Annotated in this window: 24 protein-coding genes; 4 read left to right on the forward strand and 20 right to left on the reverse strand. The window is 41.0% G+C overall.

Features of this window, described 5'->3' with window-relative positions:
• Positions 1-182 precede the first annotated feature (182 nt).
• Positions 183-416 (reverse strand): hypothetical protein, encoded by a 234-nt coding sequence (locus MJX77_RS01695; RefSeq protein WP_005302983.1) that lies wholly within the window; start codon positions 414-416, stop codon positions 183-185.
• A 290-nt stretch (positions 417-706) separates the two neighbouring features.
• Between MJX77_RS01695 and MJX77_RS01700 the strand changes: the two genes are divergently transcribed.
• Positions 707-1126 carry a hypothetical protein gene (locus MJX77_RS01700; protein WP_171056780.1) on the forward strand — a complete coding sequence of 140 codons (420 nt, stop codon included), beginning with the start codon at positions 707-709 and terminating at the stop codon, positions 1124-1126.
• Positions 1127-1174: 48 nt separating this feature from the next.
• Here MJX77_RS01700 and MJX77_RS01705 read toward each other — a convergent pair whose 3' ends face one another.
• The gene (locus tag MJX77_RS01705; RefSeq protein WP_005302981.1) at positions 1175-1936 is read right to left on the reverse strand and encodes a ferredoxin--NADP reductase; all 762 of its coding nucleotides are present in this window, start codon (positions 1934-1936) and stop codon (positions 1175-1177) included.
• 86 nt (positions 1937-2022) lie between these two features.
• Between MJX77_RS01705 and gigC the strand changes: the two genes are divergently transcribed.
• Positions 2023-2907 (forward strand): LysR family transcriptional regulator GigC, encoded by an 885-nt coding sequence (gigC, locus tag MJX77_RS01710; protein ID WP_004794306.1) that lies wholly within the window; start codon positions 2023-2025, stop codon positions 2905-2907.
• Positions 2908-3103: 196 nt separating this feature from the next.
• Here gigC and MJX77_RS01715 read toward each other — a convergent pair whose 3' ends face one another.
• The 15 genes from MJX77_RS01715 to ndhC all read right to left on the reverse strand — a co-directional run bounded on the left by MJX77_RS01715 (position 3104) and on the right by ndhC (position 19296).
• Positions 3104-3397, reverse strand: coding sequence for a cold shock domain-containing protein (locus tag MJX77_RS01715; RefSeq protein ID WP_004794308.1), 294 nt, complete (start codon positions 3395-3397; stop codon positions 3104-3106).
• A 116-nt stretch (positions 3398-3513) separates the two neighbouring features.
• A complete protein-coding gene (gene upp, locus MJX77_RS01720) occupies positions 3514-4149 on the reverse strand; it encodes a uracil phosphoribosyltransferase (protein ID WP_004794310.1) in 636 nt (211 codons plus the stop codon).
• A 100-nt stretch (positions 4150-4249) separates the two neighbouring features.
• On the reverse strand, positions 4250-5746 hold the full coding sequence (gene nuoN, locus MJX77_RS01725; protein WP_004794312.1) for an NADH-quinone oxidoreductase subunit NuoN: 1497 nt from the start codon (positions 5744-5746) through the stop codon (positions 4250-4252).
• A 2-nt stretch (positions 5747-5748) separates the two neighbouring features.
• A complete protein-coding gene (gene nuoM, locus MJX77_RS01730) occupies positions 5749-7347 on the reverse strand; it encodes an NADH-quinone oxidoreductase subunit M (protein WP_004794314.1) in 1599 nt (532 codons plus the stop codon).
• Position 7348: 1 nt separating this feature from the next.
• Positions 7349-9238, reverse strand: a complete 1890-nt coding sequence (gene nuoL, locus MJX77_RS01735; protein ID WP_252060418.1) for an NADH-quinone oxidoreductase subunit L — start codon at positions 9236-9238, stop codon at positions 7349-7351.
• Positions 9235-9543, reverse strand: a complete 309-nt coding sequence (nuoK, locus tag MJX77_RS01740) for an NADH-quinone oxidoreductase subunit NuoK (protein WP_003653467.1) — start codon at positions 9541-9543, stop codon at positions 9235-9237. The genes nuoL and nuoK overlap by 4 nt, the downstream gene beginning before the upstream one ends.
• Positions 9543-10061, reverse strand: a complete 519-nt coding sequence (nuoJ, locus tag MJX77_RS01745) for an NADH-quinone oxidoreductase subunit J (RefSeq protein WP_014205902.1) — start codon at positions 10059-10061, stop codon at positions 9543-9545. The genes nuoK and nuoJ overlap by 1 nt, the downstream gene beginning before the upstream one ends.
• Positions 10061-10603 carry an NADH-quinone oxidoreductase subunit NuoI gene (gene nuoI / locus MJX77_RS01750; RefSeq protein WP_004794319.1) on the reverse strand — a complete coding sequence of 181 codons (543 nt, stop codon included), beginning with the start codon at positions 10601-10603 and terminating at the stop codon, positions 10061-10063. Before nuoI ends, nuoJ begins: the two co-directional genes overlap by 1 nt.
• Before the next feature lie 18 nt (positions 10604-10621).
• Entirely contained in the window at positions 10622-11638 is a 1017-nt protein-coding gene (gene nuoH / locus MJX77_RS01755) for an NADH-quinone oxidoreductase subunit NuoH (protein WP_004703499.1), read from the reverse strand.
• Positions 11639-11641: 3 nt separating this feature from the next.
• Positions 11642-14326 carry an NADH-quinone oxidoreductase subunit NuoG gene (nuoG, locus tag MJX77_RS01760; RefSeq protein WP_144735480.1) on the reverse strand — a complete coding sequence of 895 codons (2685 nt, stop codon included), beginning with the start codon at positions 14324-14326 and terminating at the stop codon, positions 11642-11644.
• A gap of 11 nt (positions 14327-14337) precedes the next feature.
• Complete coding sequence (nuoF, locus tag MJX77_RS01765; RefSeq protein ID WP_049838194.1) at positions 14338-15669, reverse strand: NADH-quinone oxidoreductase subunit NuoF; 1332 nt, start codon at positions 15667-15669, stop codon at positions 14338-14340.
• The gene (gene nuoE / locus MJX77_RS01770; protein ID WP_005302974.1) at positions 15666-16175 is read right to left on the reverse strand and encodes an NADH-quinone oxidoreductase subunit NuoE; all 510 of its coding nucleotides are present in this window, start codon (positions 16173-16175) and stop codon (positions 15666-15668) included. Before nuoE ends, nuoF begins: the two co-directional genes overlap by 4 nt.
• A gap of 13 nt (positions 16176-16188) precedes the next feature.
• The gene (nuoC, locus tag MJX77_RS01775) at positions 16189-17976 is read right to left on the reverse strand and encodes an NADH-quinone oxidoreductase subunit C/D (protein ID WP_004794331.1); all 1788 of its coding nucleotides are present in this window, start codon (positions 17974-17976) and stop codon (positions 16189-16191) included.
• A gap of 84 nt (positions 17977-18060) precedes the next feature.
• Positions 18061-18738, reverse strand: coding sequence for a NuoB/complex I 20 kDa subunit family protein (locus tag MJX77_RS01780; protein WP_002050353.1), 678 nt, complete (start codon positions 18736-18738; stop codon positions 18061-18063).
• 6 nt (positions 18739-18744) lie between these two features.
• A complete protein-coding gene (gene ndhC / locus MJX77_RS01785) occupies positions 18745-19296 on the reverse strand; it encodes an NADH-quinone oxidoreductase subunit A (protein WP_003653481.1) in 552 nt (183 codons plus the stop codon).
• Positions 19297-19720: 424 nt separating this feature from the next.
• On the opposite strand from ndhC, the gene MJX77_RS01790 reads away from it, so the two are divergent.
• Positions 19721-21139 carry a GGDEF domain-containing protein gene (locus tag MJX77_RS01790; RefSeq protein ID WP_252060419.1) on the forward strand — a complete coding sequence of 473 codons (1419 nt, stop codon included), beginning with the start codon at positions 19721-19723 and terminating at the stop codon, positions 21137-21139.
• 91 nt (positions 21140-21230) lie between these two features.
• Complete coding sequence (locus MJX77_RS01795; protein WP_002120022.1) at positions 21231-21584, forward strand: hypothetical protein; 354 nt, start codon at positions 21231-21233, stop codon at positions 21582-21584.
• 22 nt (positions 21585-21606) lie between these two features.
• Here MJX77_RS01795 and bfmS read toward each other — a convergent pair whose 3' ends face one another.
• From bfmS to MJX77_RS01810, 3 genes are read right to left on the reverse strand one after another with little or no spacing between them, the layout of a single operon-like run.
• Complete coding sequence (bfmS, locus tag MJX77_RS01800; RefSeq protein ID WP_049838196.1) at positions 21607-23256, reverse strand: sensor histidine kinase BfmS; 1650 nt, start codon at positions 23254-23256, stop codon at positions 21607-21609.
• A 32-nt stretch (positions 23257-23288) separates the two neighbouring features.
• Positions 23289-24005 (reverse strand): response regulator transcription factor BfmR, encoded by a 717-nt coding sequence (bfmR, locus tag MJX77_RS01805; protein WP_003653488.1) that lies wholly within the window; start codon positions 24003-24005, stop codon positions 23289-23291.
• Entirely contained in the window at positions 24002-24184 is a 183-nt protein-coding gene (locus tag MJX77_RS01810) for a hypothetical protein (protein WP_034679197.1), read from the reverse strand. The genes bfmR and MJX77_RS01810 overlap by 4 nt, the downstream gene beginning before the upstream one ends.

A 24184-nucleotide genomic window follows, 5' to 3' on the forward strand; every position in this document is an offset into this window, starting at 1 on the left:
TCTCTAGGAAACACCATTCGTTGTAAAAAATGACGATGAATGCGGTCTATCTCACATTATGTTTTGAATATTTTCTAATCAACACACTTCTGCACAAATACAACAAATTGATGCAAAAGGTTGCAAAAAAGCCTTCAGGTTTACACCTAAAGGCTTGATATCAAGTTAAACTGATTCTCTTATTACCCTGTATAGGTCTTTAAATTCAAATCAGAACTACCCTTAATTACATGTGGTGTGGTCTCATTTTGAAATGCTCCTTCTTGTTTAGGAGTCTGGTTGTGGTCAGCAACCATATAGACAATTAGTGCAAGAAGAAAAAGCCCAACAATAATTAAAATATAAACTGGCAGTCTTCTTTTTTTCGCAGTTTCTTCAGGACTCGTCACATGAGGTGGTTTTGAAAAGTCATGCATCTTCTTTCCCCTCTTCTATTATCATTAACTTTATATTCATCATAGCAATTTGCTTTGTTGCATTGTGTGAAAAAGCATTATTGGAAGGTGTCTGTAGTTGCAAAACTCTACTTTTAAATCAATAAAAATAGTATAAAATTTGCACACATTTATTTAGACGTTTAAAAATAATTTCTCGTTATTCACAAACTTCGTCTATTCCCCATTTGTAATACAATATGTTTTAGCGCTTACTTTTTATAAAATAGGCTATAATAAGCCCCCTTGTTTTAAAGCTGCTCTATTTTATGATGTATCGTCAGCAAAACGTAACTCTTGATCTCGACACTGACGTCACACATCAATGTTATATACACCAGACGAGAGATGAACATCTGATTGGTATTATTGAATTTAATAAACCAAGTTATGAACTCAAATGGGGTGATCTGGAGTATTTTCGTCGCCGTACTGAAGAGTTTTCAGTGATGCCATTTCCTGACTGTATTAACGCCATGATTGTTGATATTCGTAATATCAATATTTTTCTGGACAATGAAGTTCCAATTTTACCTTGGCGTTTACTTGAAGAAGACTGCCCTGTTCGCTTAGTTGTTCCTCAAGATCGTTTGGAACATTATGCAGGGCTTTTTGAACCGACTTGGCTTTCAAGCGATGTAGACAGTGCAATTTCCGAAATTCGTGAATTTATGGATATGTTTGTCCATTAATAAACATATCCATAAAAATAATTTTAAAGTTCTTTTAATTGTCGTTTGTTACCAGTAATTTTCTACTGCAATATTTCCCTCACCTCGACGATTCATCGTCAAACCACGGCGCTTTAAAGCATCTTTCGTGTCATCTACCATTTCTGGGTTTCCACAAAGCATGACATGGCTTGTTGCAGGGCTCAGTTCTATACCAGCAACTTTTTCTAATTCACCGTTCTCAATCAAAACTGGCAAACGATCATGTAACTGTGCTGATGGGTCACGAGTGATAATTGAAATAAATTTAAAACCAATGTGCCCTTCCCCAAATGTTTCAGCAATTTCTTGAATACGATCGACATAAGCTAATTCAGCTGCGGTACGGACACTGTAGACCAAATTAATCTTTTGATATTTAGACCATGTATCGAAGTCTTGTAGCATCGACAAAAACGGCGCCAAACCCGTACCAGTTGCCAATAACCATAAATCATGCGGTAAAGGCTGTTGATAGCGAGCTAAAGTAAGATAACCATAAGGTATTTTTTCTAAGTAAAGCTCATCACCTACCTTCAAATGTTGAAGATTTGAGGTAAATGCACCGTCAGGTACTACAATCGAGAAAAATTCTAGCGTTTCATCAAATGGAGACGACACTACCGAATAGGCACGAACAACAAGTTCCTCTCCAACTTTCAGTCCAATACGCGCAAATTGCCCAGCCGTAAATTTAAAATGTGCAGGGCGAGTCATGGTGAAACTAAAAAGAGTTGGCGTCCAACGGTGTACAGATAAAACTTTTTCTACGCTAAATTTTTCAATTGACATGATTTCAACGTGGCATGAAATAGTGCGCTCATGTTAGCATGACAGCCGAAATAATGAATACTTTTAAACGTTAAGGCTTTTTAAACATGCGCATGACATTACGCCAGTTGGCTGTTTTTGTAGCAGTCGCTCAAGAAGGAACTGTCACCAAAGCCAGTGATGCGGTCAGACTGACGCAAAGTGCAGCAAGTATGGCTTTAGCCGATTTAGAGGATGGTCTTGGTGCCCCTCTATTTGATCGTTTAGGTAAACGACTACAACTCAATGATCTTGGTCGGTTTTTATTGCCTCAAGCGCTAGAAATATTAGGTCGCTGTGAAGCTTTTGAGCAAGCTGCAAAAGGTGAGTTACAAAGCATTGATTTACGTATTGGGGCAACTCTAACGATCAGTGATTATCTCATGCCAGATTTAATGGCGAACTTTTTACAGTATCATCCCAAAGCCCACTTACAATTACAGGTAGGCAACACACGCCAAATGATTGAAGCAGTCAATCAGTTTCAGCTTGATTTGGCATTAATTGAAGGCTCATGTCACCTGCCTCAACTTCAATGTATTCACTGGCGAGATGATGAGCTTGCAGTATGTTGCTCCCCTAATCACCCTCTAGCACGTTTAAATCGACCTTTAACAGCAAATGATTTTTATCAAGTTGAATGGATTTTACGTGAGGAAGGTTCAGGAACTCGTGAAGTGTTTGATAATGCTATTTTGCAAGATCTCCCAGATGCCAATATTCGCCTAACCTTAGGTCACAATGAAGCAATCTTAAAAATCGTTGCTGGTGGTTTAGGAATGTCTTGTATCTCTAAACTTGCTATTGAGCCTTTAATTGAAAAAGGACAATTAGTGATTTTAGAAACACCTTTCTGGCAACTCACTCGCCCACTTTACATGTTAGTACATCGTCAAAAATACCAAGGCCCTGGTCTTAAAGCATTCTTGCAATTCTGTGAAGATCAAGTTTAAGACATGATCTTCTAGTGCCATCTTGAGTCATTCTCACATGGCTCACCATTTTATTATTTATTGGTTAAGACAATTAAGGGAAGCTATCACCTCCCTTAATTTTGCATTACTTACTTGTTCGAAACGTTATCAATAATCCTCTGTCCGTCACAGCTAAACTCGACAACAAGCTAGCCTTGAAGATTGAGAATCTCTATTAACGTCGAAAATGTGATAACAATTCTGACGTAATCGCTTTATTATGATCAGCGATTTTATTCTTTTTTGTTTTAGCCGGATTAGGATCAATACGCTCGATCTTGATAGCCTTAAATTTCCCCTGATTATCTGCCGCAAGAAATCTCACTTTTTCATTTCTTTTTGGCTCACCTTCGGATGCAGGGAAATCAGAAATATGAAAGAAAATATCTCCTTCAGTAGTCGAAATAAAGCCAAATCCCTTATCAGGATCATATTGTTTAACCTTTCCGGTATAAAATTCTTGCTTCATGATCTTTACCTTACTTTTTCAATACTGTTATTACAGCAGAAAATTAAAAAGAGACTTTCAATCCGCTCTCAAAACTTTACGGTTTGATTAAGTCTCTTTTATCGTTATTTCAAAAATTAGTCTTTTTGGACACTACCAAAAATTTTATCGCCCGCATCACCTAGACCAGGAACAATATAGCCTTGTTCATTTAAGCCATTATCAATAGATGCTGTATAAATCTGTACATCTGGATGAGCTGCTTCAACTTTAGCGACACCTTCAGGAGCAGCAACTAATACCATAACACGTATATCTTTACAGCCACTCGCCTTTAATACATCAATCGCAGCAACTAATGAATTACCTGTTGCCAACATTGGATCGATAATCATTGCAAGACGATTAGCGACATCTGGAACTAGTTTTTTATAATAAGTACGAACTTCTAGTGTTTCTTCATTACGCTCAAGACCTAAAACACTTACTTTTGCACTTGGAATCAGATTAAGTACGCCATCCAGCATACCAATTCCTGCACGTAAAATCGGTACAATCGTTATTTTTTTACCAGCAATACGCTGTGTAGTAACAGTTCCAGCCCATCCAGCAATTTCACAATCCACCACTGGTAAATCTTTTGTTGCTTCATACGTCAACAACATAGTCACTTCCTGAGCAAGCTCACGGAAATTCTTAGTACTGATGTCAGAACGACGCAACAAACCTAATTTATGACGAATAAGTGGGTGACGAATTTCTTGAATGGCCACAGATGTTACCTAAAAATATAAAAACGTATTTATTATAATCTTTTTTTAATGCTCAATAAAAAAAAGCCTCCAGATTTGGAGGCTTTTTTGTACACTAGAATTAGTGTTGTTGTGAAAGCATGAAATGTAATGGAGATAAAATTTCTGCTTTTAATGCTAAGTTAATCATTGGATCTGGGTAAACACCCAAAATAATAACTAATGCAGCAGCAGCTAATACCATTAAACCACCTACTTTTTGACCCCAATGAGCATCTGCATCAATACGAGGAGTTTCTGGTGGTGTCATATACATTACAACCATCACACGTAAGTAATAGTACAAACCAATACCACTACCCACAATAATCATGGCAGCCAAGAACCAGTGTTGAGTTGTTACAGCAGCCATTACAACCAAGAACTTACCAATGAAGCCTGCTGTTAATGGAATACCAGCCAAAGATAACATCATGACTGTTAAAGTTGCTGTAAGTACTGGACGACGCCAGAACAAACCACGGTAGTCTGCAAGACTTTGTGCTTCATCTACGTTGTTATATGGGCTAGACATTAACGCTACAGCACCAAAAGCACCGATAGTTGTTAATACGTAAGACACCACATATACAGTTACGCTACCCAAGCTCGCATAAGTCATGCTAATTAAAGCAATTAACAAATAACCAAAATGAGCAATAGATGAATAACCGAGAATACGTTTTAAGTTAACTTGACGAACAGCGAGTAAGTTACCAACTAAAATCGACAATACTGCAATGATTGTCAAAATAGTGACTAACGAATCCACCATAATTGCGCCCGAAGCAAGCATATAGCGCACGAACAAACCAATGGTTGCAACTTTAGCAGCAGTCGCTAAGAAAGTTGCCATTGGCGCTGGTGCACCTGCATATACATCTGGTGTCCATTTATGGAACGGCGCAAGCGATAATTTAAACGCAACAGCAAAGATAATGAGTGCTAAACCTAATAACACCATTGGCTGTTTAATTGCGCCAAATAAAGCCTGTACAGAATCATAGAATGAAAGTGAACCAGTATATGCATAGATATATGCCATACCCATCAACAACATTGCAGAAGCTGTCGCTGAAAGTACAAGATATTTAATACCAGCTTCAAGTGAACTACTACGTTGATAAGTATAAGCAAGTAAACCGTATACAGGGATCGACATTAACTCAAGGCTAATGAAGAACGATGCATAGTGAGAACTTGCAACCATCAACATTGCACCTGCTACCGAAGCAAGTAACAAAAGATAGAGTTCTTCGCGGTTATCTTTATAGGTTTCGATGTAAGCGTGAGACAAAGTACAACAAGCCAACGCCGCAATCAAAATCATAAATTGATAGAACATGGTAAATGGATCAACCATAAACATGCCCATCACATTTGCCGGTACAAACTTACCGCCAAATACCGCAAATAAAATATAAAGTGCAGCGAGGTTTAAACCAACAACAGAAGCTGTTGCGATTAAATTATGATTACGCTTAATTGAAATTAACAGCATGACGACGATTGTTGTCAAAGCAACAATCATCACCGGAGCTAAAGGCATAAGCGTAGCGAATGATACTGTGAAGTTCATGATTATTGGATCTCCACATGGTCAAGTTGAGTAGCTGTTTGCTGAACAGTGTCAACGACTTCTTGAACTGGCACATAACTATTGACGAACCACTGCATGCTTGAATGAGATACATCCAAGAATGTTTGTGGGTAGATACCAAGCCAAACGAGACCAATCGCACAAATCATCAAAATACCAACTTCACGAGCAGATAAGTCTTTTAGTGGACTAGTGTAGTGTTGCTTTTGTTCAGGATTTGGTTCACCAAACAAAGCGCGGTGAATCAAAATCAAGCCGTATAAGCCTGCGAATACAAGGCTGATAGAAGCAAGAATCGTGAATACAGGATATTTATTAAATGAACCCATCAAAATCAGGAATTCACCAATAAAGTTACCTAAACCTGGCACACCAACAAGAGCAGCAACGAAGAACATCAAGAAAAATGGCAAGTACTGAAGCTGGCCACGAAGACCACCCATTAAACGCAAGTCACGTGTATGTAAACGTTCGTAGATTTGACCAGACATAATGAACAATGCAGCTGATGACAAACCATGTGCCAACATCATGATCATTAGACCTTGGAAGGTCAAAATGTTACCTGCGTAGATCGCAAGTAAAATAAAGCCCATATGTGAAATCGACGTGTACGCAAGTAAACGTTTCATGTCAGTTTGCTGGTAAGCACACCATGCGCCGTAGAAAATACCAATCAAACCGAAAATAATCGCAATGTCTGCAAACTGAGCAGAAGCTGTCGGGAAGAATGGAATAACAAAACGAAGCAAGCCATACGCAGCTGTTTTAATCAAGATACCCGCTAAATCTACAGAACCTGCTGTAGGTGCTTGAGCGTGCGCATCTGGTAACCAACCGTGTAATGGGAACACTGGTAACTTCACGGCAAAACCGATGAAGAAACAGATCATGAAACCGTACGCTAAGCCAGGCGGTAAGTGATTCGCTACAGCTAATAAATAGTTGTAATCAAAACCGATCATTCCGGTCATCATGTAGCCATAAACTACAAGACCAAGAATACCGATTAACATCACTAAACCAGCGATTTGCGTGTAAAGGAAGAACTTAGTAGCTGCGTAAACACGTGAACGACCGTTTGAACCTTTATGACCCCATAACGCAATCAGGAAGTAGATTGGTACAAGCATCATCTCCCAGAAGAAGAAGAACAGGAACAGGTCAATCGCTAAGAATACACCGATAACGCCACCTAAACTCCATAAAAGGTTTAAGTGGAAGAAACCAACGTTCTTTTGAATTTCACCCCATGAACAACCAACAGCAAGTACACCAAGTAACGCTGTTAATAACACCATGAGTAAAGATAAGCCATCCACAGCTAAGTGAATGCCGATACCGAGTGATTGAATCCACGGTAAATAGAACTCAGCAGACCAAGTTGGGATTTTTGAACCCATCTCATAGCTATAAGTTCCATTTTGCCAAAGTGCAAGACCTAAGCCCAAAGTAATGAGCATACCAATCAAGGCAATCCAGCGTGGCAAGGTTTTGTCGAGCTTATCGACTAACCAACAAATAAAACCAGCAATGAACGGAACAAGGATCAGCGCGGGTAAAATTAAATTGTTTTCCATTTTATTTCCCCACTACCTGAATAACGATCAAGATCATCAATAACACCACTACACCGAGTGACATACTTGATGCGTATTCACGCAATGAACCGGTTTGACGTGAGCTTGTAAAACTGTTTCCGCCTTTAACAAGTGCAGGAAGAACTAACCACAAACTGTCAATCGGGTCACGGCCAAAGATTTTGGCGAAGAATAAATAAGGTTTAACAAAAACGATGTCATACAATGCATCAAAACCAAAAGCGGTACGGCAAATATGTGCCAAACCTGAACCCAAACTTGTTTGAGCAAATGATTTCACTGCACCATAAGCAAATGTAAATAATGCTATACCAACAACTAGACCAACTAGCGCAATTCCTACCGCTAAATGCTCTGCCCCATGCATGCCTTCAACAAATTGTTCAGCCACGTGGAATTCAGGAATTTTTGCAGTATTAAGAATACCAGCTACAGGCGCTTTTAATACGGCACCCACAAAAGTAGATAGTACAGCTAAAATGCCCAATGGAGCCCAGTAAGTTGCGCCTTTAATTTCATGGTAAGGCGTGTTTTCTTGACCAAAGAATACAACCCAGATTAAACGGAATGTATAGATTGAAGTCAGGAATGCACCTGCTACACCCACCCAATATAAGGTGTGATATAGGGCAACTGATTGACCTTGTACCCAAACTTCACCAAGAATCGCATCTTTAGAGAAGAAGCCAATGGTCAAGAATGGAATCGCTGCTAATGCACCACCACCAATCGCGAAACAAGCAAATAGGAATTTGTTACGTTTGAACAAACCACCCATTTTGAAGATGTTTTGCTCGTGGTGGTAAGCCAAAATCACAGCACCAGAAGACAAGAATAATAATGCCTTAAAGAATGCGTGAGCCAACATATGGAACAAGCCAGCTTGATACGCTTCTGCACCTACAGCCATAAACATATAACCCAACTGACTCATTGTTGAGTAAGCCAAGATACGTTTGATGTCTGTTTGTACGAGTGCAGCAAAACCTGCAACTAACAAAGTTACCGCGCCAGTTACCGAAATGAATTGCATCACTTCAGGAGCAAGTTCAAATACGCTGAATAGACGGCAGCATAAGTACACACCAGCCGTTACCATTGTTGCAGCATGGATTAATGCAGAAACAGGTGTTGGACCTGCCATTGCATCTGCTAACCATGTTTGCAATGGAATTTGCGCAGATTTACCAGCAGCACCCAAGAACAACATTAATGCAGTCCAGATCGTAAGAGACGAACTCTTCGTCATTACTTCTGCTGCGTGTTCAACGATGTACTGAGTATTCAGCGTACCAAATTGTTGGTAAAGCAAGAATAAAGCGATAAGTAAGAATACGTCACCTACGCGGGTAACTGTAAATGCTTTGATCGCAGCCCAACCATTTGCAGGGTTTGCATAATAGAAACCGATAAGCAAATAAGAGCAAAGACCTACGCCTTCCCAACCTAAGAATAACAACGCTAAGTTGTCGCCCAATACAAGCACAAGCATGCTGGCAACAAACAGGTTGAAATAAGAGAAGAAACGCGCATAACCTTCTTCACCACGCATGTACCATGATGCAAAGATATGGATTAAGAAACCAACACCTGTCACCATGCCCATCATAAGTAAAGATAAGCCATCTAAATGTAAGCTAATGCCTGGCGCAAAACCACCAACATTGAACCATGTCCACAGATTTTGAACAAAAACTTGCTGACCACTTGTGGTAAATGCCATTCCAGCAATCAATGCAAATAATGTAGATAAACCTACAGAACCTACACCAATAATTGCTGCAACATTTTCAGAGAGTTTGTCTCGTCCCGCCGCCAACAAAATAAAACCGATTAGCGGAAATAATACTGTTAGATATAAATAACTCATCCGCGCATCTCACTAGCAGCATCCACATCCAAATGATGGAAGCGATGATAGAACTGAAGGACAATCGCAAGACCGATACATGCCTCTGCTGCTGCAAGGGTCAAAATCAGAATGAACATCACTTGTCCATCTGGTTGTGCCCATACGCTACCCGCAAGAACAAATGCCAATGCAGCAGCATTCATCATGACCTCAAGGCTCATTAACATAAATAATAGGTTGCGTCGCACCATTACACCGTAAAAACCGAGTGCAAAAAGGATGGTTGCAACAATCAAACCATGTTCTAAAGGAATCTGGCCCATTATTCTTTTTCCTCTTCTGCACCTGGTTCACGTTTACCTAAGTGGTATGCTGCAACAAGGGCTGCTAGCAATAACATCGCGGCAACTTCAACCAATAATAAATAGTGAGTAAAGAGTGCTTGACCAACGACTTTTGGTCCAATCACTTGTGCCCCAAGCGGTGCTGAAATAGTAGTGTATTCACCACCAAGCATCCAAACTAAAAGCAAGCCGAGTAAGAAACTCATGAGTGCTGGATATGCCCAAGCATCTGAAGAAAGCCATTTACGTTCTTGTTCAACAGTGTGTTGACCTAAGTTAAGCATCATCACAACGAATACGAACAGAACCATAATTGCTCCGGCATAGACGATGATTTCAAGAGCACCTGCAAAAGGCGCCCCCACGATCATGAAAATACCAGCAACAGCAAGCAATGAAACAATTAGACTAAGCAAAGCGTGTACAGGGTTCGTGTTAGTCACTACACGAACCGTAGAAACGATGGCCACGAGTGCCATCAAATAAAACGGCCACATCATGGTAATAGACTCCGTACATCGATTGGTGCACTTTCTTTTTGTGCTTGACCTTTCTCTTTACCGTTAATCGCCATACCCGTTACACGGTAGAAGTTGTAGTCTGGGTATTTTCCCGGACCTGAAATGAGTAAGTTTTCTTTCTCATAAACAAGGTCTTGACGTACGTATTCGCCTAACTCGAAGTCTGGTGTGAGCTGAATTGCAGTTGTTGGACAAGCTTCTTCACACATACCGCAGAAAATACAACGTGAAAAGTTGATACGGAAAAATTCCGGATACCAACGTCCATCTTCTGTTTCTGCTTTTTGTAGTGAGATACAGCCAACTGGACACGCAACCGCACATAGGTTACATGCCACACAACGCTCTTCCCCATCTGGGTCACGCGTTAACACAATACGACCACGAAAGCGTGGCGGCACAATCTGTTCAGCCGGTACTTCTGGATATAAAATCGTGTCACGTTTACGCGTTACATGGCTAAATACCATAAACAACGAACGTACAATCGATCCGAATCCAGCTAGAAATTTATACATTTTGTACTCCCTGCTGTCCTAGGCCTGATTCATCAGAATCACAGCACCAGTCACTAACAAGTTGACCAACGCCAATGGCAAACAAATTTTCCAACCAAAGTTCATGACTTGGTCATAACGTGGACGCATTAAAGAACCACGAGCCAAAACAAACATCATTACAAAGAATGCTGTTTTAATCACAAACCAGAATACTGGCGGAACAAATGGAATTTCTAAATTGAATGGTGCTAACCAACCACCGAAGAATAAAGTTACGATCAATGCAGAAATAAGTACCACGTTGACATATTCAGCAACGAAGAACATACCCCATTTCATACCACCATATTCAACATGGTAACCTTCAGCCAATTCTTGTTCTGCTTCTGGTTGGTCAAATGGATGACGGTGAGTTACCGCAACACCAGCAACCACAAAAATCAAGAAACCTAAGAATTGTGGAATAACGAACCAAACATCGCGTTGTGCTTCAACAATTTCACGAAGGTTAAATGAGCCTGCAATTGCAACCACACCCATCAATGAGATACCCAAGAACACTTCATAAGAAATGGTTTGAGCAGCTGAACGTAAACCACCAAGCAATGAGTATTTGTTATTTGAAGCCCAGCCACCAAACAATACTGCATAGACTGCAATACCAGCCATTGCCATGAAGAACAACAAACCGATACTCATGTCGGCAACACCCAGTGAAGGACTCACCGGGATTACCATGAATGAAAGAACCGCTGTTGCCATTGCAACAGCTGGCGCTAAACGGAATGTAAGTTTATCAGCAAATTTTGGTGTCCAGTCTTCTTTGAACATGATCTTGAGCATGTCGGCAACGATCTGGAACATACCACCAGGACCAACACGGTTTGGACCATAACGGTCTTGCCACCAAGCAAGTAAACGACGTTCAATGAAAGACATCAACGCTGCAACTAAAACAACAACAAGCAAAATCACAACTGCTTGAACTACAGCATAGGCGATTGGCCAGTTCTCAGCCCAAAGTGGCGTTTGACGTATAATTTCTTGATTCATGAATTACACTCCTAAAGCCACTGATACAGGCTCAGCTAGTGACACCATTGGTGCTAAACCAACTGGGTAACCAATATAACCTGTAGGTAAATATTCAATTACTTGTACAGGCAAGCTCACACTGGTTTCGCCTGCTTTTACAGTAATGCGTTGACCTTCTTGAAGGTTCAAACGAGTTGCATCTTGTTCGCCCACTGCAAACATAGCTTCTGGAATACGAGTTTCCATTGCAGGTGTTTTAATCGTGAATTCACCAGAACCAAAAATATGATGCATTGGTACTAAGCGGAAACTTTCAGGGTTTGCAACTACAGGCACTGGAGCAACATAGCTACGCGCAGGGCGTTTTGCCAAGCGATCGAATAAACGAACACCTGAATCACCACCTTTTAAGTGACCACCTACTTCATCTTGGTATTTGTTCCAAGATTGTGGAGAGTTCCAGCCCGGAGCCCACGCAAATGGTACTAATGATGATGCTTTTTGCGGACCAACATAACCTTCCATTGAGAATGTTAATGCTGAATCTGGATCGGTAGGCTGTTTCGGTTCATGAACTGATAACGGTGCACGCATTGCTGTACGGCCTGAATAACGACGTGGCTCACGCGCAATTTTCAAACCATGTACACGGTAACCAGCATCAGGTGCCACATCTTGAATTGCTTCAAGTACTGGTACATTTTTCACGATGCTTTCAATCACATCGTCAAGCAATGTCCAATCTACAGCCTTCCCTTTAATGCCAGTTTCAATGGCATGTAACCAACGCCATGATTCTTTAATTGCATATTCAGGCTTGTAGTAACTTGGATCGTAAACTTGATAGAAACGCTGTGCACGACCTTCTTGGCTTACAACAGTACCATCACCTTCCGCAAAGCTTGCTGCTGAAAGAACAATATCAGCCTGTTTTACAGTTTCAGTTTCACTGTGATCAAGCACGATTACTGTTTCAGCTTTATCTAGTGCAGCTTTTACTTGAGCAGCAGGTAAACGACGGAACAAGTCATTTTCAACAATAACAAGTGTGTCGTAGTCTTGAGCAAATGCTTGTTCAAGGCTTAAGCCACCAAACAATGCCAAGCCCATAGAGTTCACTTCAGGAACCACAAGACTTAAACCAGCTTTAGAACCTAAGTTCTGAGTCAACTCAGCCGCAGCTTCCATAATAGAAGCATCTTGCAAACTTGTCCCCGCAATGATTAATGGTTTGTTTGCTGTTTTTAAAGTGTCAGCAATAGTTTGAGCGAATGCTTTTGCATCGTCATCCAGACCAATTAATACATCACCTTTCACTGCTGCTGCTACGGCAAAGCCTAAACGTGCAATATCATTTGGAGAAGCAACAACTTCACCAGTTGCAACATCGGCAAGACGAGTTTGAGTTGCAGCCAAGATATAGATCGGAGATTTTGCTTCTTGACCAATACGTTGTACAGGTTCAGCCAACCAATCTGGAGTACGTGTTTTCGCAGCCATTTCGCGAGCTTTGTTTTTCGCAGCTTGGCGAACAGACAATGCCATACGTGGAGCAGTTTGAGTCAGGTCTTCACCTAAAATCAGAACAGCATCATAGCTTTCAATTTCACGCATGTTCGGGTTGTAAATACCCTCGGTTTGCATGATAGATGCAGCAAGTTCAACAAGTTTTTGTTCTTTTTGAGCAACACCAGTTGAGTAATTTGCCTGACCTACAAGCTCACGTAGTGCGTAGTTCGATTCCAAGCTTGCGCGTGGAGAACCAATACCCAAGACTTTTTTGCCTTGAAGTTTTGCAATCGTTTGATCTAAAGCTTGATCAACAGAAACAGTTGCAACAGTTTCACCGTTACGGAACTGAGGCTGACGTGGACGGTCTGCACGGTTTACATAACCTGTGCCAAAACGACCTTTGTCACAAAGGAAGTATTGGTTAACCGAACCATTAAAACGGTTTTCTACACGACGGATTTCACCATAACGTTCACCCGGAGAAATGTTACAACCAGAAGAACAGCCTTGACACACGCTTGGTGCATACTGCATATCCCATTTACGGTTATAACGCTCTGAATGAGTCTTATCAGTGAATACACCTGTTGGACATACTTCAGTCAAGTTACCCGAGAATTCAGATTCTAAAGTACCTGATTCTGGACGACCGAAGTAAACACGAGATGCATTGGCATACACACCAAAGTCTGTACCGCCCGCATAATCTTTGTAGTAACGAACACAACGGTAACAAGCAATACAGCGGTTCATTTCATGTGCAATGAATGAGCCAAGTTCTTGGTTGTAATGCGTACGTTTTGTAAAACGGTAACGACGACGGTCATGACCCGTCATTACAGTCATATCTTGTAAATGACAGTGACCACCCTCTTCACAGACTGGACAGTCGTGCGGGTGATTCGTCATCAAAAATTCAACAATAGATGCACGGAAATCCGTTGCTTCTTTGTCTTCAATTGAGATATAGGTATTGTCAGATGCTGGAGTCATGCAAGACATGACCAAACGACCACGCGTATCTTCTGGATTCGCATATTGCGTAACAGCACATTGACGGCAAGAACCAACCGAACCTAAGGATGGATGCCAACAAAAATATGGGATGTCGATGCCCAGACTCAAACATGCTTGTAGCAAGTTTTCCGAGCCGTTGACTTCATACGATTTTCCATCGACATGAATTGTAGCCATAGTCGAATTCCTTAAGCTTGTTCTACGTTGCTGGTTTGCACGACAGGACGAGTCGTCACTTTCGCTTCAAACTCACCACGGAAATGTTTGAGTGCGCCCATAAGCGGCTCCATCGCACCTGGTGCGTGGGCACAGAAAGTTTTACCGATCCATAATTTACGAGTCAATTCTTGTAAATGGTCGATATCTTCTTTCTTACCTTCGCCTGCTTCAAGTGCTTTAAGCGCTTTAACAGCCCATGGCAAACCATCACGACATGGTGTACAGAAACCACATGATTCACGCGCAAAGAACTCTTCTAAGTTACGAGTGAGCGATACCATGCATTGGGTTTCATCTACAACCATTAATAAACATGTTCCCAAACGAGAACCTGCTTTCATAATCGTGTCTGCATCCATTGGTAAATCAATGGTATCTGCTGGTAAAAAGTCAGTTGAAGCACCGCCCGGTAACCATGCTTTAAGCTTTAAGCCTTCTCGCATACCACCAGCATGATCTTCAATCACTTCACGCGCAGTTGTACCAAATGGTAATTCCCAAAGACCTGGGAATTTCACTTTACCTGACGCACCATAAATTTTAGTGCCTGGGTCTTTTGATTTACCTGCCGATAAACCGATATACCACTCTGGACCACGAAGCATAATTGCTGGCAAGTTGTTATAAGTTTCAACGTTGTTCACAATTGTTGGACGGCCCCATGCTCCTGCAACTTGCGGGAACGGTGGCTTAGTACGAGGGTTAGCACGACGACCTTCAAGCGAGTTAATCAATGCAGTTTCTTCACCACAGATATAACGCCCTGCACCCGTATGTACATGCAACTCAAAATTCCAGCCAGAACCTAAAATATTTTCGCCTAAATAACCTTTAGCACGAATCTGTTCTAACGCTTCATTTAGATATTGAGCAGCCTCGATGTATTCACCACGGATAAAGATATAACCATGAGTCGCCTCTAAGGTATAACCCGCAATTAACATCCCTTCGATCAATTGATGTGGAAGTTTTTCCATCAACAAACGGTCTTTAAAGGTACCCGGTTCCATTTCATCGGCATTACAGATCAAATAACGTGGACCACCATCATTTGGTGCCATTAATGACCATTTAATACCCGCTGGGAAACCCGCACCACCACGACCTTTTACAGTTGCAGCTTTAATCACGTCTAACACTTCAGCAGGTTTCATGCCTAATGCTTTTTTAAAGCCAGCATAACCTTCAAGTGCTTCGTAATCATCAGCACCACGAACTTCGTCACGTTTGCTTAAACGCCAAGTTAGTGGATGAGTTTCTGGATTACCGTCGCCATAAATTGGTTTTGGTTCAGTATTCATACATACTTCTCCAATAACTGTTTGACCGATGTCACTTCAACTAAACCGTGAGTATCTTCATCAATCATTAAAGTTGGGCCTTTGTCGCAGTTGCCGAGGCAGCAAATTGGAAGCAGCGTAAAACGACCATCTGGTGTCGTCTGACCATACTGAATTCCTAGTTCGCGCTGGAATGCTTCAGCAAGTGTTTCTGCACCCATCAAGAAGCAAGCAATTGAGTCACAAAGCAAAATTACGTGACGACCTACCGGATGGCGATAGATACGGTTGTAAAATGTTGCAACACCTTCCAAATCAGCAACACTCATCGACAATAACTGTGCGATGGCATTCATTTGAGCGTCATCTACCCAACCATTACGGCGCTGTACACACTTCAATGCATCCAAAGAGGCTGCACGAGGGTATGGATAGTGACCAATGTGATGTTCGATATCGTGAATTTCTTCCGCAGTCAAAATTCCTTCAACATTCACACGTGGCTTTTTATCAGTCAAAATCATCATTATGTGTTACCTCTTAGCGATCCACGTCAGCCATAACCACGTCAATGGTCGCCAGATAAATGATTAAGTCAGATACCAAACTTCCGTTAATCACTGAAGGCATTTGCTGTAAGTGAGTAAAAGTCGGTGTACGAATACGAGTACGATAACTCATCGTCGCTTTATCTGAAGTCAAGTAGTACGTACTTGCGCCTTTAACCACTTCAGTCATAAATGATGACTCGCCCGCTGGCATGACAGGACCCCATGAAACGCTCAAGAAGTGCGTAATCAAGGTTTCAATATCTTGTAATGTCTTATCTTTCGGTGGTGGAACAGCCAATGGATGATCCGCTTTATATGGACCAGAAGGCATGTTATCCAAACACTGTTGAATAATTTTTAACGACTCAGTAATTTCACGGAAGTGAACGAGTACACGTGCATATGCATCGCCTTCATACTCAACTGGCACATCAAAATCGAAGTTTTCATAGCCACTGTATGGACGATATTTACGAACGTCAAAATCAATACCTGTCGCACGTAAACCAGTACCAGTTACACCCCATGCGAGTGCAGATTTAGCATCGTATTGTGCAACGTTACGCGTACGACCAATAAACACAGAGTTTTTCAATGCCGCTGTGTAGTATTCGTTTAAGCGCTTAGGCATCCACTCTAGCAATTCTTTAACAAGTTTTTGCCAGTTGTTTGGAAGATCGTGTGCTGTACCACCAATACGGAACCATGCTGGATGCATACGGTAACCCGTGATTGCTTCAACAATGTCGTAAACTTTTTGACGGTCTGCGAACATATAGAATACTGGTGTCATACCACCGGCATCCTGAATTGCCGTACCACAGAATAATAAGTGGTTATTAATACGGAACAATTCGTTCAACATGACACGAATCACTTGCGCACGTTCAGGAACTTTAATACCAGCCATTTGCTCTACAGCCATTACATACGGCATGTTTTGAGCACAACCACCTAAGTAGTCGACACGGTCAGTATAAGGAATGAAAGAATGCCATGTTTGACGTTCAGCCATCTTTTCCACACCACGGTGGTGATAACCGATATCAGGAACACAATCCTTCACTTCTTCGCCATCTAACTGCAATACAACACGGAACGCACCATGTGCAGATGGATGGTTAGGACCCAAGTTTAAGAACATGAAGTCTTCGTCAGCGTTACCACGCTTAAGACCCCAGTCTTCTGGCACAAAGCGTAAGTGCTCTTGTTCAAAGTCTTGTTTCGCTTTGTCTTGCATGTACGGCGTATATTCTGTCGCACGTGCTGAATATTCTTTACGAAGCGGGTGACCTTCCCAGTACGTTGGCAACAAGATACGACGGAGCATTGGATGCCCTTCGAAATTGATACCGAACATATCGTAAGCTTCACGTTCATACCAGTTGGCATTTGGCCAGATATTAGTCGCTGTCGGAAGGTTAAGATCATTTTCGTTCAAGGCAACCTTGATACGAATGTCACTATTACGCTCAAGCGATAATAAATGATAGAACACAGTGAAGTCAGATGCTGGCAAACCATCACGATGAACACGTAAACGCTCATCCATCGCAGACAAGTCAAACAGCATTACATATGGACGTTCCACTTTACGTAGGAACATAAGGACTTCTTGCACGCGTGCGCGCTCAACCCAGACTGTTGGAAACTCTTCAAAAGTCGCCTGCACGTAAAAGTTCTCACCAAATTTGGTTTTGAGTTCTTCTACGATTGCAAATGCTGGGCGTGAATCAACTGGTGTTGACTCTGGCATAGCAATGTCAGTTTCAGCCATTGGCTTGGCTTCCTATTTAATACAAATTCTGTCAATTTTCTCGATGAACATATCGGTTAGATATGTCAAAACACCGTCAAAAAATTATTTAATCTCATCCATAGAGCGTAAGTTTTTAACGGCAATACGCTGCGCATTCTTACGGTCACGTTCTGGCATCATCTTTGGCTTATACACTGGCTGAAGATCATCACCGATCACGGCAGAAAGCGGGCGTCGCTCTAATTGAATCTGGTCTTGTAAAAGCATTAAAGCTTGAATTAATGCTTCAGGACGAGGCGGACAACCTGGGACGTACACGTCAACAGGAATAATTTTGTCTACACCTTGAACTACTGAATAGATGTCGTACATACCTCCAGAGTTTGCACAAGCACCCATCGAGATGACCCATTTAGGCTCTAACATCTGTTCATATAGACGCTGAATAACTGGGGCCATTTTTACGAAACAGGTTCCTGCAACAATCATCAAGTCAGCTTGACGAGGTGAAGCACGAATAACCTCTGCGCCGAAACGTGACAAGTCATGCACACCTGTTAAGGTCGTTGCATATTCAACGTAACAACAAGAGGTACCAAAGTTAAATGGCCACAAGGAGTTTTTACGCCCCCAGTTTACTGCTGTATGCAAGACATCCTCTAAACGAGTCATGAATACGTTCTTATTCACTTCCTCTTCTAGTGGATCTGTCACAATTTGACGTTCTTGCAATGGGTATTGATCAGCATCCGGATTCGCGCGGGTCAGAGTATATTTCATCCCGACTTACTCCTTTTCAGATGACAATGCAGGTGTAGTTTTTGACTTAACACGACCTGATGATTGAGCTGGAATCTGGCCTGTAGGGTCAGTTACGAGCTCTTCAATAGAGTTAAAGCGTGTAATTTCAGCAATGTTCATTGTTGGTGAACCGATTTTAATCGCCTCACCTGCTGATTTACGGCGATCTGCTGGTGACCAACTTAAAGCACCTACAGAGAAGGCATAAACAAGCGCAATCAATAAATCAACGACAAAGATCACAACTGTGGTATATCCCAACCACCCTACTTCACGCACAGAAGTAGACCATGCATAGAGGTAAAGTGCCTCTAAGTCGAAGACAACAAAGAAAATTGCAACTAAATAGAACTTTGCAGACAGGCGAATGCGAGCGCCACCAGCACTCACGACACCCGATTCAAACTGCTCTTGCTTAGCACGCCCCCACGATTTCCCCCCGAGGAGTAAGGGAACTGTGAGCATAAAGACGCAAAGAAATGTAACGCCGATCACGAAGGCGATAATCGCCCAGTCGTATGGAGTAATGGCACTCATGCGGGGATAACTCCTGGCAGGCCTATTATTTAACAAAGAATGTATGTATTGGCCTTCAAATACACCAAACACAAAATTAATCCCGCCAATTGTACCTGATTTCTAATTTCGCATGCTAGTTGAAGCGTCTTAGTCTTTCGGATGATTTTCTAAACAAAACTATTCTTCTATGGGTTGTAAGGGGGGTTTCACCGCACATAATCGGTTTATTTAATAGTTTTTTTGTTTATGATGATTTTTTTCATTTTTTAATTTTAGAATATTTACACAGTTCATCGACTATTAAGTTTTAATAACTTACTTTTTTATAATATTAGTTTGTTTTTTATTGTATTCAGCTTCTCCTCTGAATTATGATGAATGTTTAGTCATGCATAATATTTTATTACTCTTGGATAAGAGTATTTATCATTAAGGGCAGCTGATGCCATACTCACTTCGTGAATTTTCATTTTTCTCCTCTTTAAAAATTTTTCTCCTGTTTAGCTTCATTATTGCAGTATGTTGTTTTATTGGCATCGCATCTCGCCCTTTAAGCTTTCTCGCATTCTTCTGGCCTGCTAACTCGGTTTTGCTTGGTTTACTCATTCGCTTTCCAAGCACACGTCGATTAAGCTCATTTTTAGGTGCTTATAGCGGCTATGTCGTTGCCGATCTACTTCAGGGTACTCCATTTGCTCTTACACTCGTTTTAACAACGTCAAATTTTCTTTATGTTGTTACTACGTTTGCACTCTATATGTTTTTTAATCAGCCTATTAAAGCGGCCTACCGAGGTTATTCCTACCTTTTTTTATTTGCTTTATGCGGAGTAGGAAGCGTAGCAGGCGCATTGTTTGCAGCAACTCTCGTGCCCATGTTTAATACTAAATTTATGCTAGGTGGTTTATGGGATGAATTTGGTTACTGGTTCACTTCAGAATTGCAAAATGCTTTGCTTCTTTTACCGATCATATTAAACCTACCTCAATATAGTCAGGTAAAACATTATTTTTCAAGAAATCGCGGCTTACAAGTAACCGACCTTTTACCTTTCGGGGCTGTCCTCATTTCTATTGCAGCCAGCTATTATGATTCTGGTCCCGGTTCGCTACTCTACCCAATTGCTGCACTGATTTGGTGTGCAATTCGCTACAAACCTATTGTTGTTGCACTCATTACAAGTCTTACGAGTGCCTACATTATTTATCATGTCTCTGGACATTATCTTTTACTCTATCCAAATGACTATTTCAGCAATACGATTTCAATCCGTATTGGTTTAATCATGATGACGATTGCCCCTCTTACGGTTTCCAGTATTAGCGTTTTACACTCAGAATTAATTCAAAAGCTTCAACACGCGATTGCGCATGACGAGTTAACCTCAAGTCTCACTCGACGCCAATTTTTGCAGTCGGTCAGACTACTTCAAGAAAAAGTGCACAAGGAAAATAAAATCTCAGCCTTTTTTATGCTGGATGTAGACCATTTCAAACAAGTTAATGACAACTACGGCCATCAAATAGGAGACCGTGCCCTACAGACCTGTGTCACCACTATTCAAAATATTTTGCATCCTCATGATTTATTAGGACGATTTGGCGGTGAAGAATTTGCAATTTTCATTGCCGATACCACCAAAGAGAGTGCTTTTGACCTTGCAGAGCAAATACGAATTAAAATTAGTCAGCAACCGATTTATATTTATGGGAAATTACCAATTTTCATACAAGTCAGTATTGGTATAAGTTTATATTCCCCTTCATCACATAGAGCGATTGAAAATTTATTTAAAGAAGCAGATGACGCTTTATATCAAGCAAAACGCCAAGGGCGTAATCGGGTCTTTATATCTTTATAGGTTTTCATTTAATCATCTAGTGTAATGAATTTTATACAATAACCTGTGTTTTGCCATGTATGCTAATAACAGATAATAAGGAGAAAAATGCATGACTCTAGAATATACGCACAAACCAAACTACTACTTGTTTGCGCAGTTACTTGTGCGACATATAGAAAGCTATATTCACAAACATCCAGATGCGAACAATGCAATTTTTGACTTGCGAGATGTCTATGAAATATTTAGACAGGATTTTGCGTCAACGACAACAAACCTAGAAGGTATTTTGCATATTGCGGATGAATATAAAATAGAAACGCTTAATGGAGATCAACCTCTTATTCAAAAATACCAGATTGATGCAAAAAACAATTCATTACTGATCGACTTTAATTCCGATGCGTTGACCAGCTTAAGAAGCGGAAAACCTATTTTGGAACCAGATGCAACTCAATTATAAGTAATGCAATAAAAAAGCACCTTTATGAAGGTGCTTTTTTATTGGTTTTCAAAGGAGGTTGTTTAAAGCGTTTTGCAGGCCATGTCATGATAAAGCGAGCTCCACCCAAGGTAGGACTTTCATCTACTTTAATCTCACCACCAAACCAGTAAGCAATACGGCTTACAATTGACAACCCTAAACCATAACCACCAGACGCACGCGTACGACTGTCATCTAAACGGGCAAAGGCTTCAAATACTCTTTGACGATCTTGCTCAGGAATTCCGGCACCATCATCTTCAACACAAACAAAGGCCATGCCATCGCTGTGAACACCACCTGTAATACGAACTTTGTTATCACAATAACGAACAGCATTCCCCACCAAGTTTTGAACCACCCGATGTAGATAACGGCGCTCCGCATCGACTTTCAAATAAACAGGAGGAGCAACAAGCTCAATTTCTTTTTGCGTTTTTAAAGCTTCAGTTTCTACCGCAACCTGATCCAACACATCAAATAGCGCAATTTCAGCAAAATCTAATGAAGGTGTACCCTGCTCTAGCTTTGCATAAGTCATGATTTCATCAATTAAGGTATTGAGCGCTTCAATATCTTTATCAATCATATCGACCTGATGCATACGATGATTGTAATCATCTTCCTCTGCCAACATCTCTGTACCAAAACGGATACGGGCAACCGGCGTTCTAAGCTCATGAGATACAGCTCTCATCAACTCACGCTGAGCCTCAATCAAACGCTGAATATGATCAGACATATTGTTATAACTTGATGCCAAGTTTGCCATTTCGTCACTTCCTTCAATAGGAACACGCAATGACAGATCACCTGACTTCATGCGGTTTAACGCATAACGCACTTGGCGAATTTTACGCTCTAACGGCAAGATAAGACCATAAACACCCAAACTCAATAAGAATAGGCTAAATAAGGTAATTCCGGCAGAAAGCTGTAAAGGCATCCAGTTAAACATTGGAACCGGTCCAAGAACCAGAACTTGTGTAGGATGATTTGGTATTGGAGATACGATTGAAATGGTTGTTCCACGCATTGTTGCACTATCTTTGTACAACATGACACTTTGATCTTGGCGCAAACGACCAATTTGCTCAGAGTCTAGATTAATATCTTGAATATTGTAGATATTAATTGGATATGAAAAATGTTTTTGAATCTTGGCAAGATATTCTTGTTCTTGCCCCGGATAAAACATTAGATAATCAAGTACAAAAATAGGGAGAGCCTTCATTTGGCGCTCACTAATTTTGTCTACTTTTATCGATAAAAAGTGCTGAGGATCGTCACGTAGACCAATAATGATATACGCGATACTATTACTGGCATCGTAACGAACAACAGACTTTTGAGCTTCGATCCGTTTTTTCTCAGTACGAGATAACTCGACCTTGCTCGCATCAGTGTAATAAATTGGAAGTTCCAATAAATCTGATGCATCTGAAACCCAGTCTATTTTCTGTTGCTTCCCCGGTTGTCGAGCGACTCCCTCACTAATGACATAAGAAATACCATCAGTTAAAGATTCACGGTATTCTTGAGCACGCTGATAATTGATAATTTGTACAAGCAAATAACCAAAAACGGCAACCAAAACAACAAGAATTACCAGTCCCGCATAGATTCGCAGGAATATGCTGTGTTTAAACACTCGACCAACCTTATAGGAAGTTTATTCAGATCTTATAACCCATTGGTTTCTTTAACGAACAAGTAACCTTTACTACGCACTGTTTTAATACGTTTTGGATTTTCAGGATCATCACCAATTTTTGGACGAATACGTGAGATACGGACATCGATTGAACGGTCCTGACCATCGTATTCAATACCGCGTAAACGTTCGAAGATATCTTCACGCGATAAGATACGACCAGCATTTGATGCAAGCAACCATAATAGGTCATATTCTGCGCTAGTGAAATCAACAAGCTCACCATGCAGTGTTACAGAACGGCCGCCATTATCAATTACAAGGTCATCAAATTCGATACGCTGTGCAACTTCGTCTTCTACAGTTTTATCTGTGCGACGTAATAGTGCACGAATACGCGCTAATAGCACACGTGGTTGAACTGGTTTAGCAACATAGTCGTCTGCACCCATTTCTAGACCAAGTACCTGATCCATATCTTCTGTACGTGCAGTTAACATCAAAATCGGTTGATGATAATGTGGACGAACTTCACGGCAAACAGTTAAGCCATCGGCACCCGGCAACATGACATCCAAGACCACTAGGTCTGGTTGTTCACTAATAATACGACGAATTGCACGGTTACCATCAGTTTCTACACCAACTTCCAAGCCGTTGCGGATTAAATACTCTTGAGTTAATCGTGCTAAACGCTCGTCATCTTCAACGATCAGAATCTTTGGTAACTTTTCTTCTTGGCTCATATCATTGCCCCTATAAATCTCATTACATGCATCTTAAAAATCTTGCAGATACATTCGTTTATCATTTGCAATATACACACGTTTACATTGTAAACAAGTAGGCGTTCACCAAACTGATACATGACAACCGTGTTTTGTTGCATTTTATTAACCTTTGAATTTTCTCGTGTTTTTAACAT

The sequence above is a fragment of the Acinetobacter sp. AHP123 genome, assembly GCF_023757925.1.
GTDB lineage: Bacteria > Pseudomonadota > Gammaproteobacteria > Pseudomonadales > Moraxellaceae > Acinetobacter > Acinetobacter oleivorans.

Excerpts from the sequence above, each read along its gene's own strand:
- MJX77_RS01695 (WP_005302983.1), bottom strand. The coding sequence starts at position 416 with ATGCATGACTTTTCAAAACCACCTCATGTGACGAGTCCTGAAGAAACT.
- MJX77_RS01700 (WP_171056780.1), top strand. The coding sequence starts at position 707 with ATGTATCGTCAGCAAAACGTAACTCTTGATCTCGACACTGACGTCACA.
- MJX77_RS01705 (WP_005302981.1), bottom strand. The coding sequence starts at position 1,936 with ATGTCAATTGAAAAATTTAGCGTAGAAAAAGTTTTATCTGTACACCGT.
- gigC (WP_004794306.1), top strand. The coding sequence starts at position 2,023 with ATGCGCATGACATTACGCCAGTTGGCTGTTTTTGTAGCAGTCGCTCAA.
- MJX77_RS01715 (WP_004794308.1), bottom strand. The coding sequence starts at position 3,397 with ATGAAGCAAGAATTTTATACCGGAAAGGTTAAACAATATGATCCTGAT.
- nuoN (WP_004794312.1), bottom strand. The coding sequence starts at position 5,746 with ATGAACTTCACAGTATCATTCGCTACGCTTATGCCTTTAGCTCCGGTG.
- nuoM (WP_004794314.1), bottom strand. The coding sequence starts at position 7,347 with ATGGAAAACAATTTAATTTTACCCGCGCTGATCCTTGTTCCGTTCATT.
- nuoL (WP_252060418.1), bottom strand. The coding sequence starts at position 9,238 with ATGAGTTATTTATATCTAACAGTATTATTTCCGCTAATCGGTTTTATT.
- nuoK (WP_003653467.1), bottom strand. The coding sequence starts at position 9,543 with ATGGGCCAGATTCCTTTAGAACATGGTTTGATTGTTGCAACCATCCTT.
- nuoJ (WP_014205902.1), bottom strand. The coding sequence starts at position 10,061 with ATGTGGCCGTTTTATTTGATGGCACTCGTGGCCATCGTTTCTACGGTT.
- nuoI (WP_004794319.1), bottom strand. The coding sequence starts at position 10,603 with ATGTATAAATTTCTAGCTGGATTCGGATCGATTGTACGTTCGTTGTTT.
- nuoH (WP_004703499.1), bottom strand. The coding sequence starts at position 11,638 with ATGAATCAAGAAATTATACGTCAAACGCCACTTTGGGCTGAGAACTGG.
- nuoG (WP_144735480.1), bottom strand. The coding sequence starts at position 14,326 with ATGGCTACAATTCATGTCGATGGAAAATCGTATGAAGTCAACGGCTCG.
- nuoF (WP_049838194.1), bottom strand. The coding sequence starts at position 15,669 with ATGAATACTGAACCAAAACCAATTTATGGCGACGGTAATCCAGAAACT.
- nuoE (WP_005302974.1), bottom strand. The coding sequence starts at position 16,175 with ATGATGATTTTGACTGATAAAAAGCCACGTGTGAATGTTGAAGGAATT.
- nuoC (WP_004794331.1), bottom strand. The coding sequence starts at position 17,976 with ATGGCTGAAACTGACATTGCTATGCCAGAGTCAACACCAGTTGATTCA.
- MJX77_RS01780 (WP_002050353.1), bottom strand. The coding sequence starts at position 18,738 with ATGAAATATACTCTGACCCGCGCGAATCCGGATGCTGATCAATACCCA.
- ndhC (WP_003653481.1), bottom strand. The coding sequence starts at position 19,296 with ATGAGTGCCATTACTCCATACGACTGGGCGATTATCGCCTTCGTGATC.
- MJX77_RS01790 (WP_252060419.1), top strand. The coding sequence starts at position 19,721 with ATGCCATACTCACTTCGTGAATTTTCATTTTTCTCCTCTTTAAAAATT.
- MJX77_RS01795 (WP_002120022.1), top strand. The coding sequence starts at position 21,231 with ATGACTCTAGAATATACGCACAAACCAAACTACTACTTGTTTGCGCAG.
- bfmR (WP_003653488.1), bottom strand. The coding sequence starts at position 24,005 with ATGAGCCAAGAAGAAAAGTTACCAAAGATTCTGATCGTTGAAGATGAC.
- MJX77_RS01810 (WP_034679197.1), bottom strand. The coding sequence starts at position 24,184 with ATGTTAAAAACACGAGAAAATTCAAAGGTTAATAAAATGCAACAAAAC.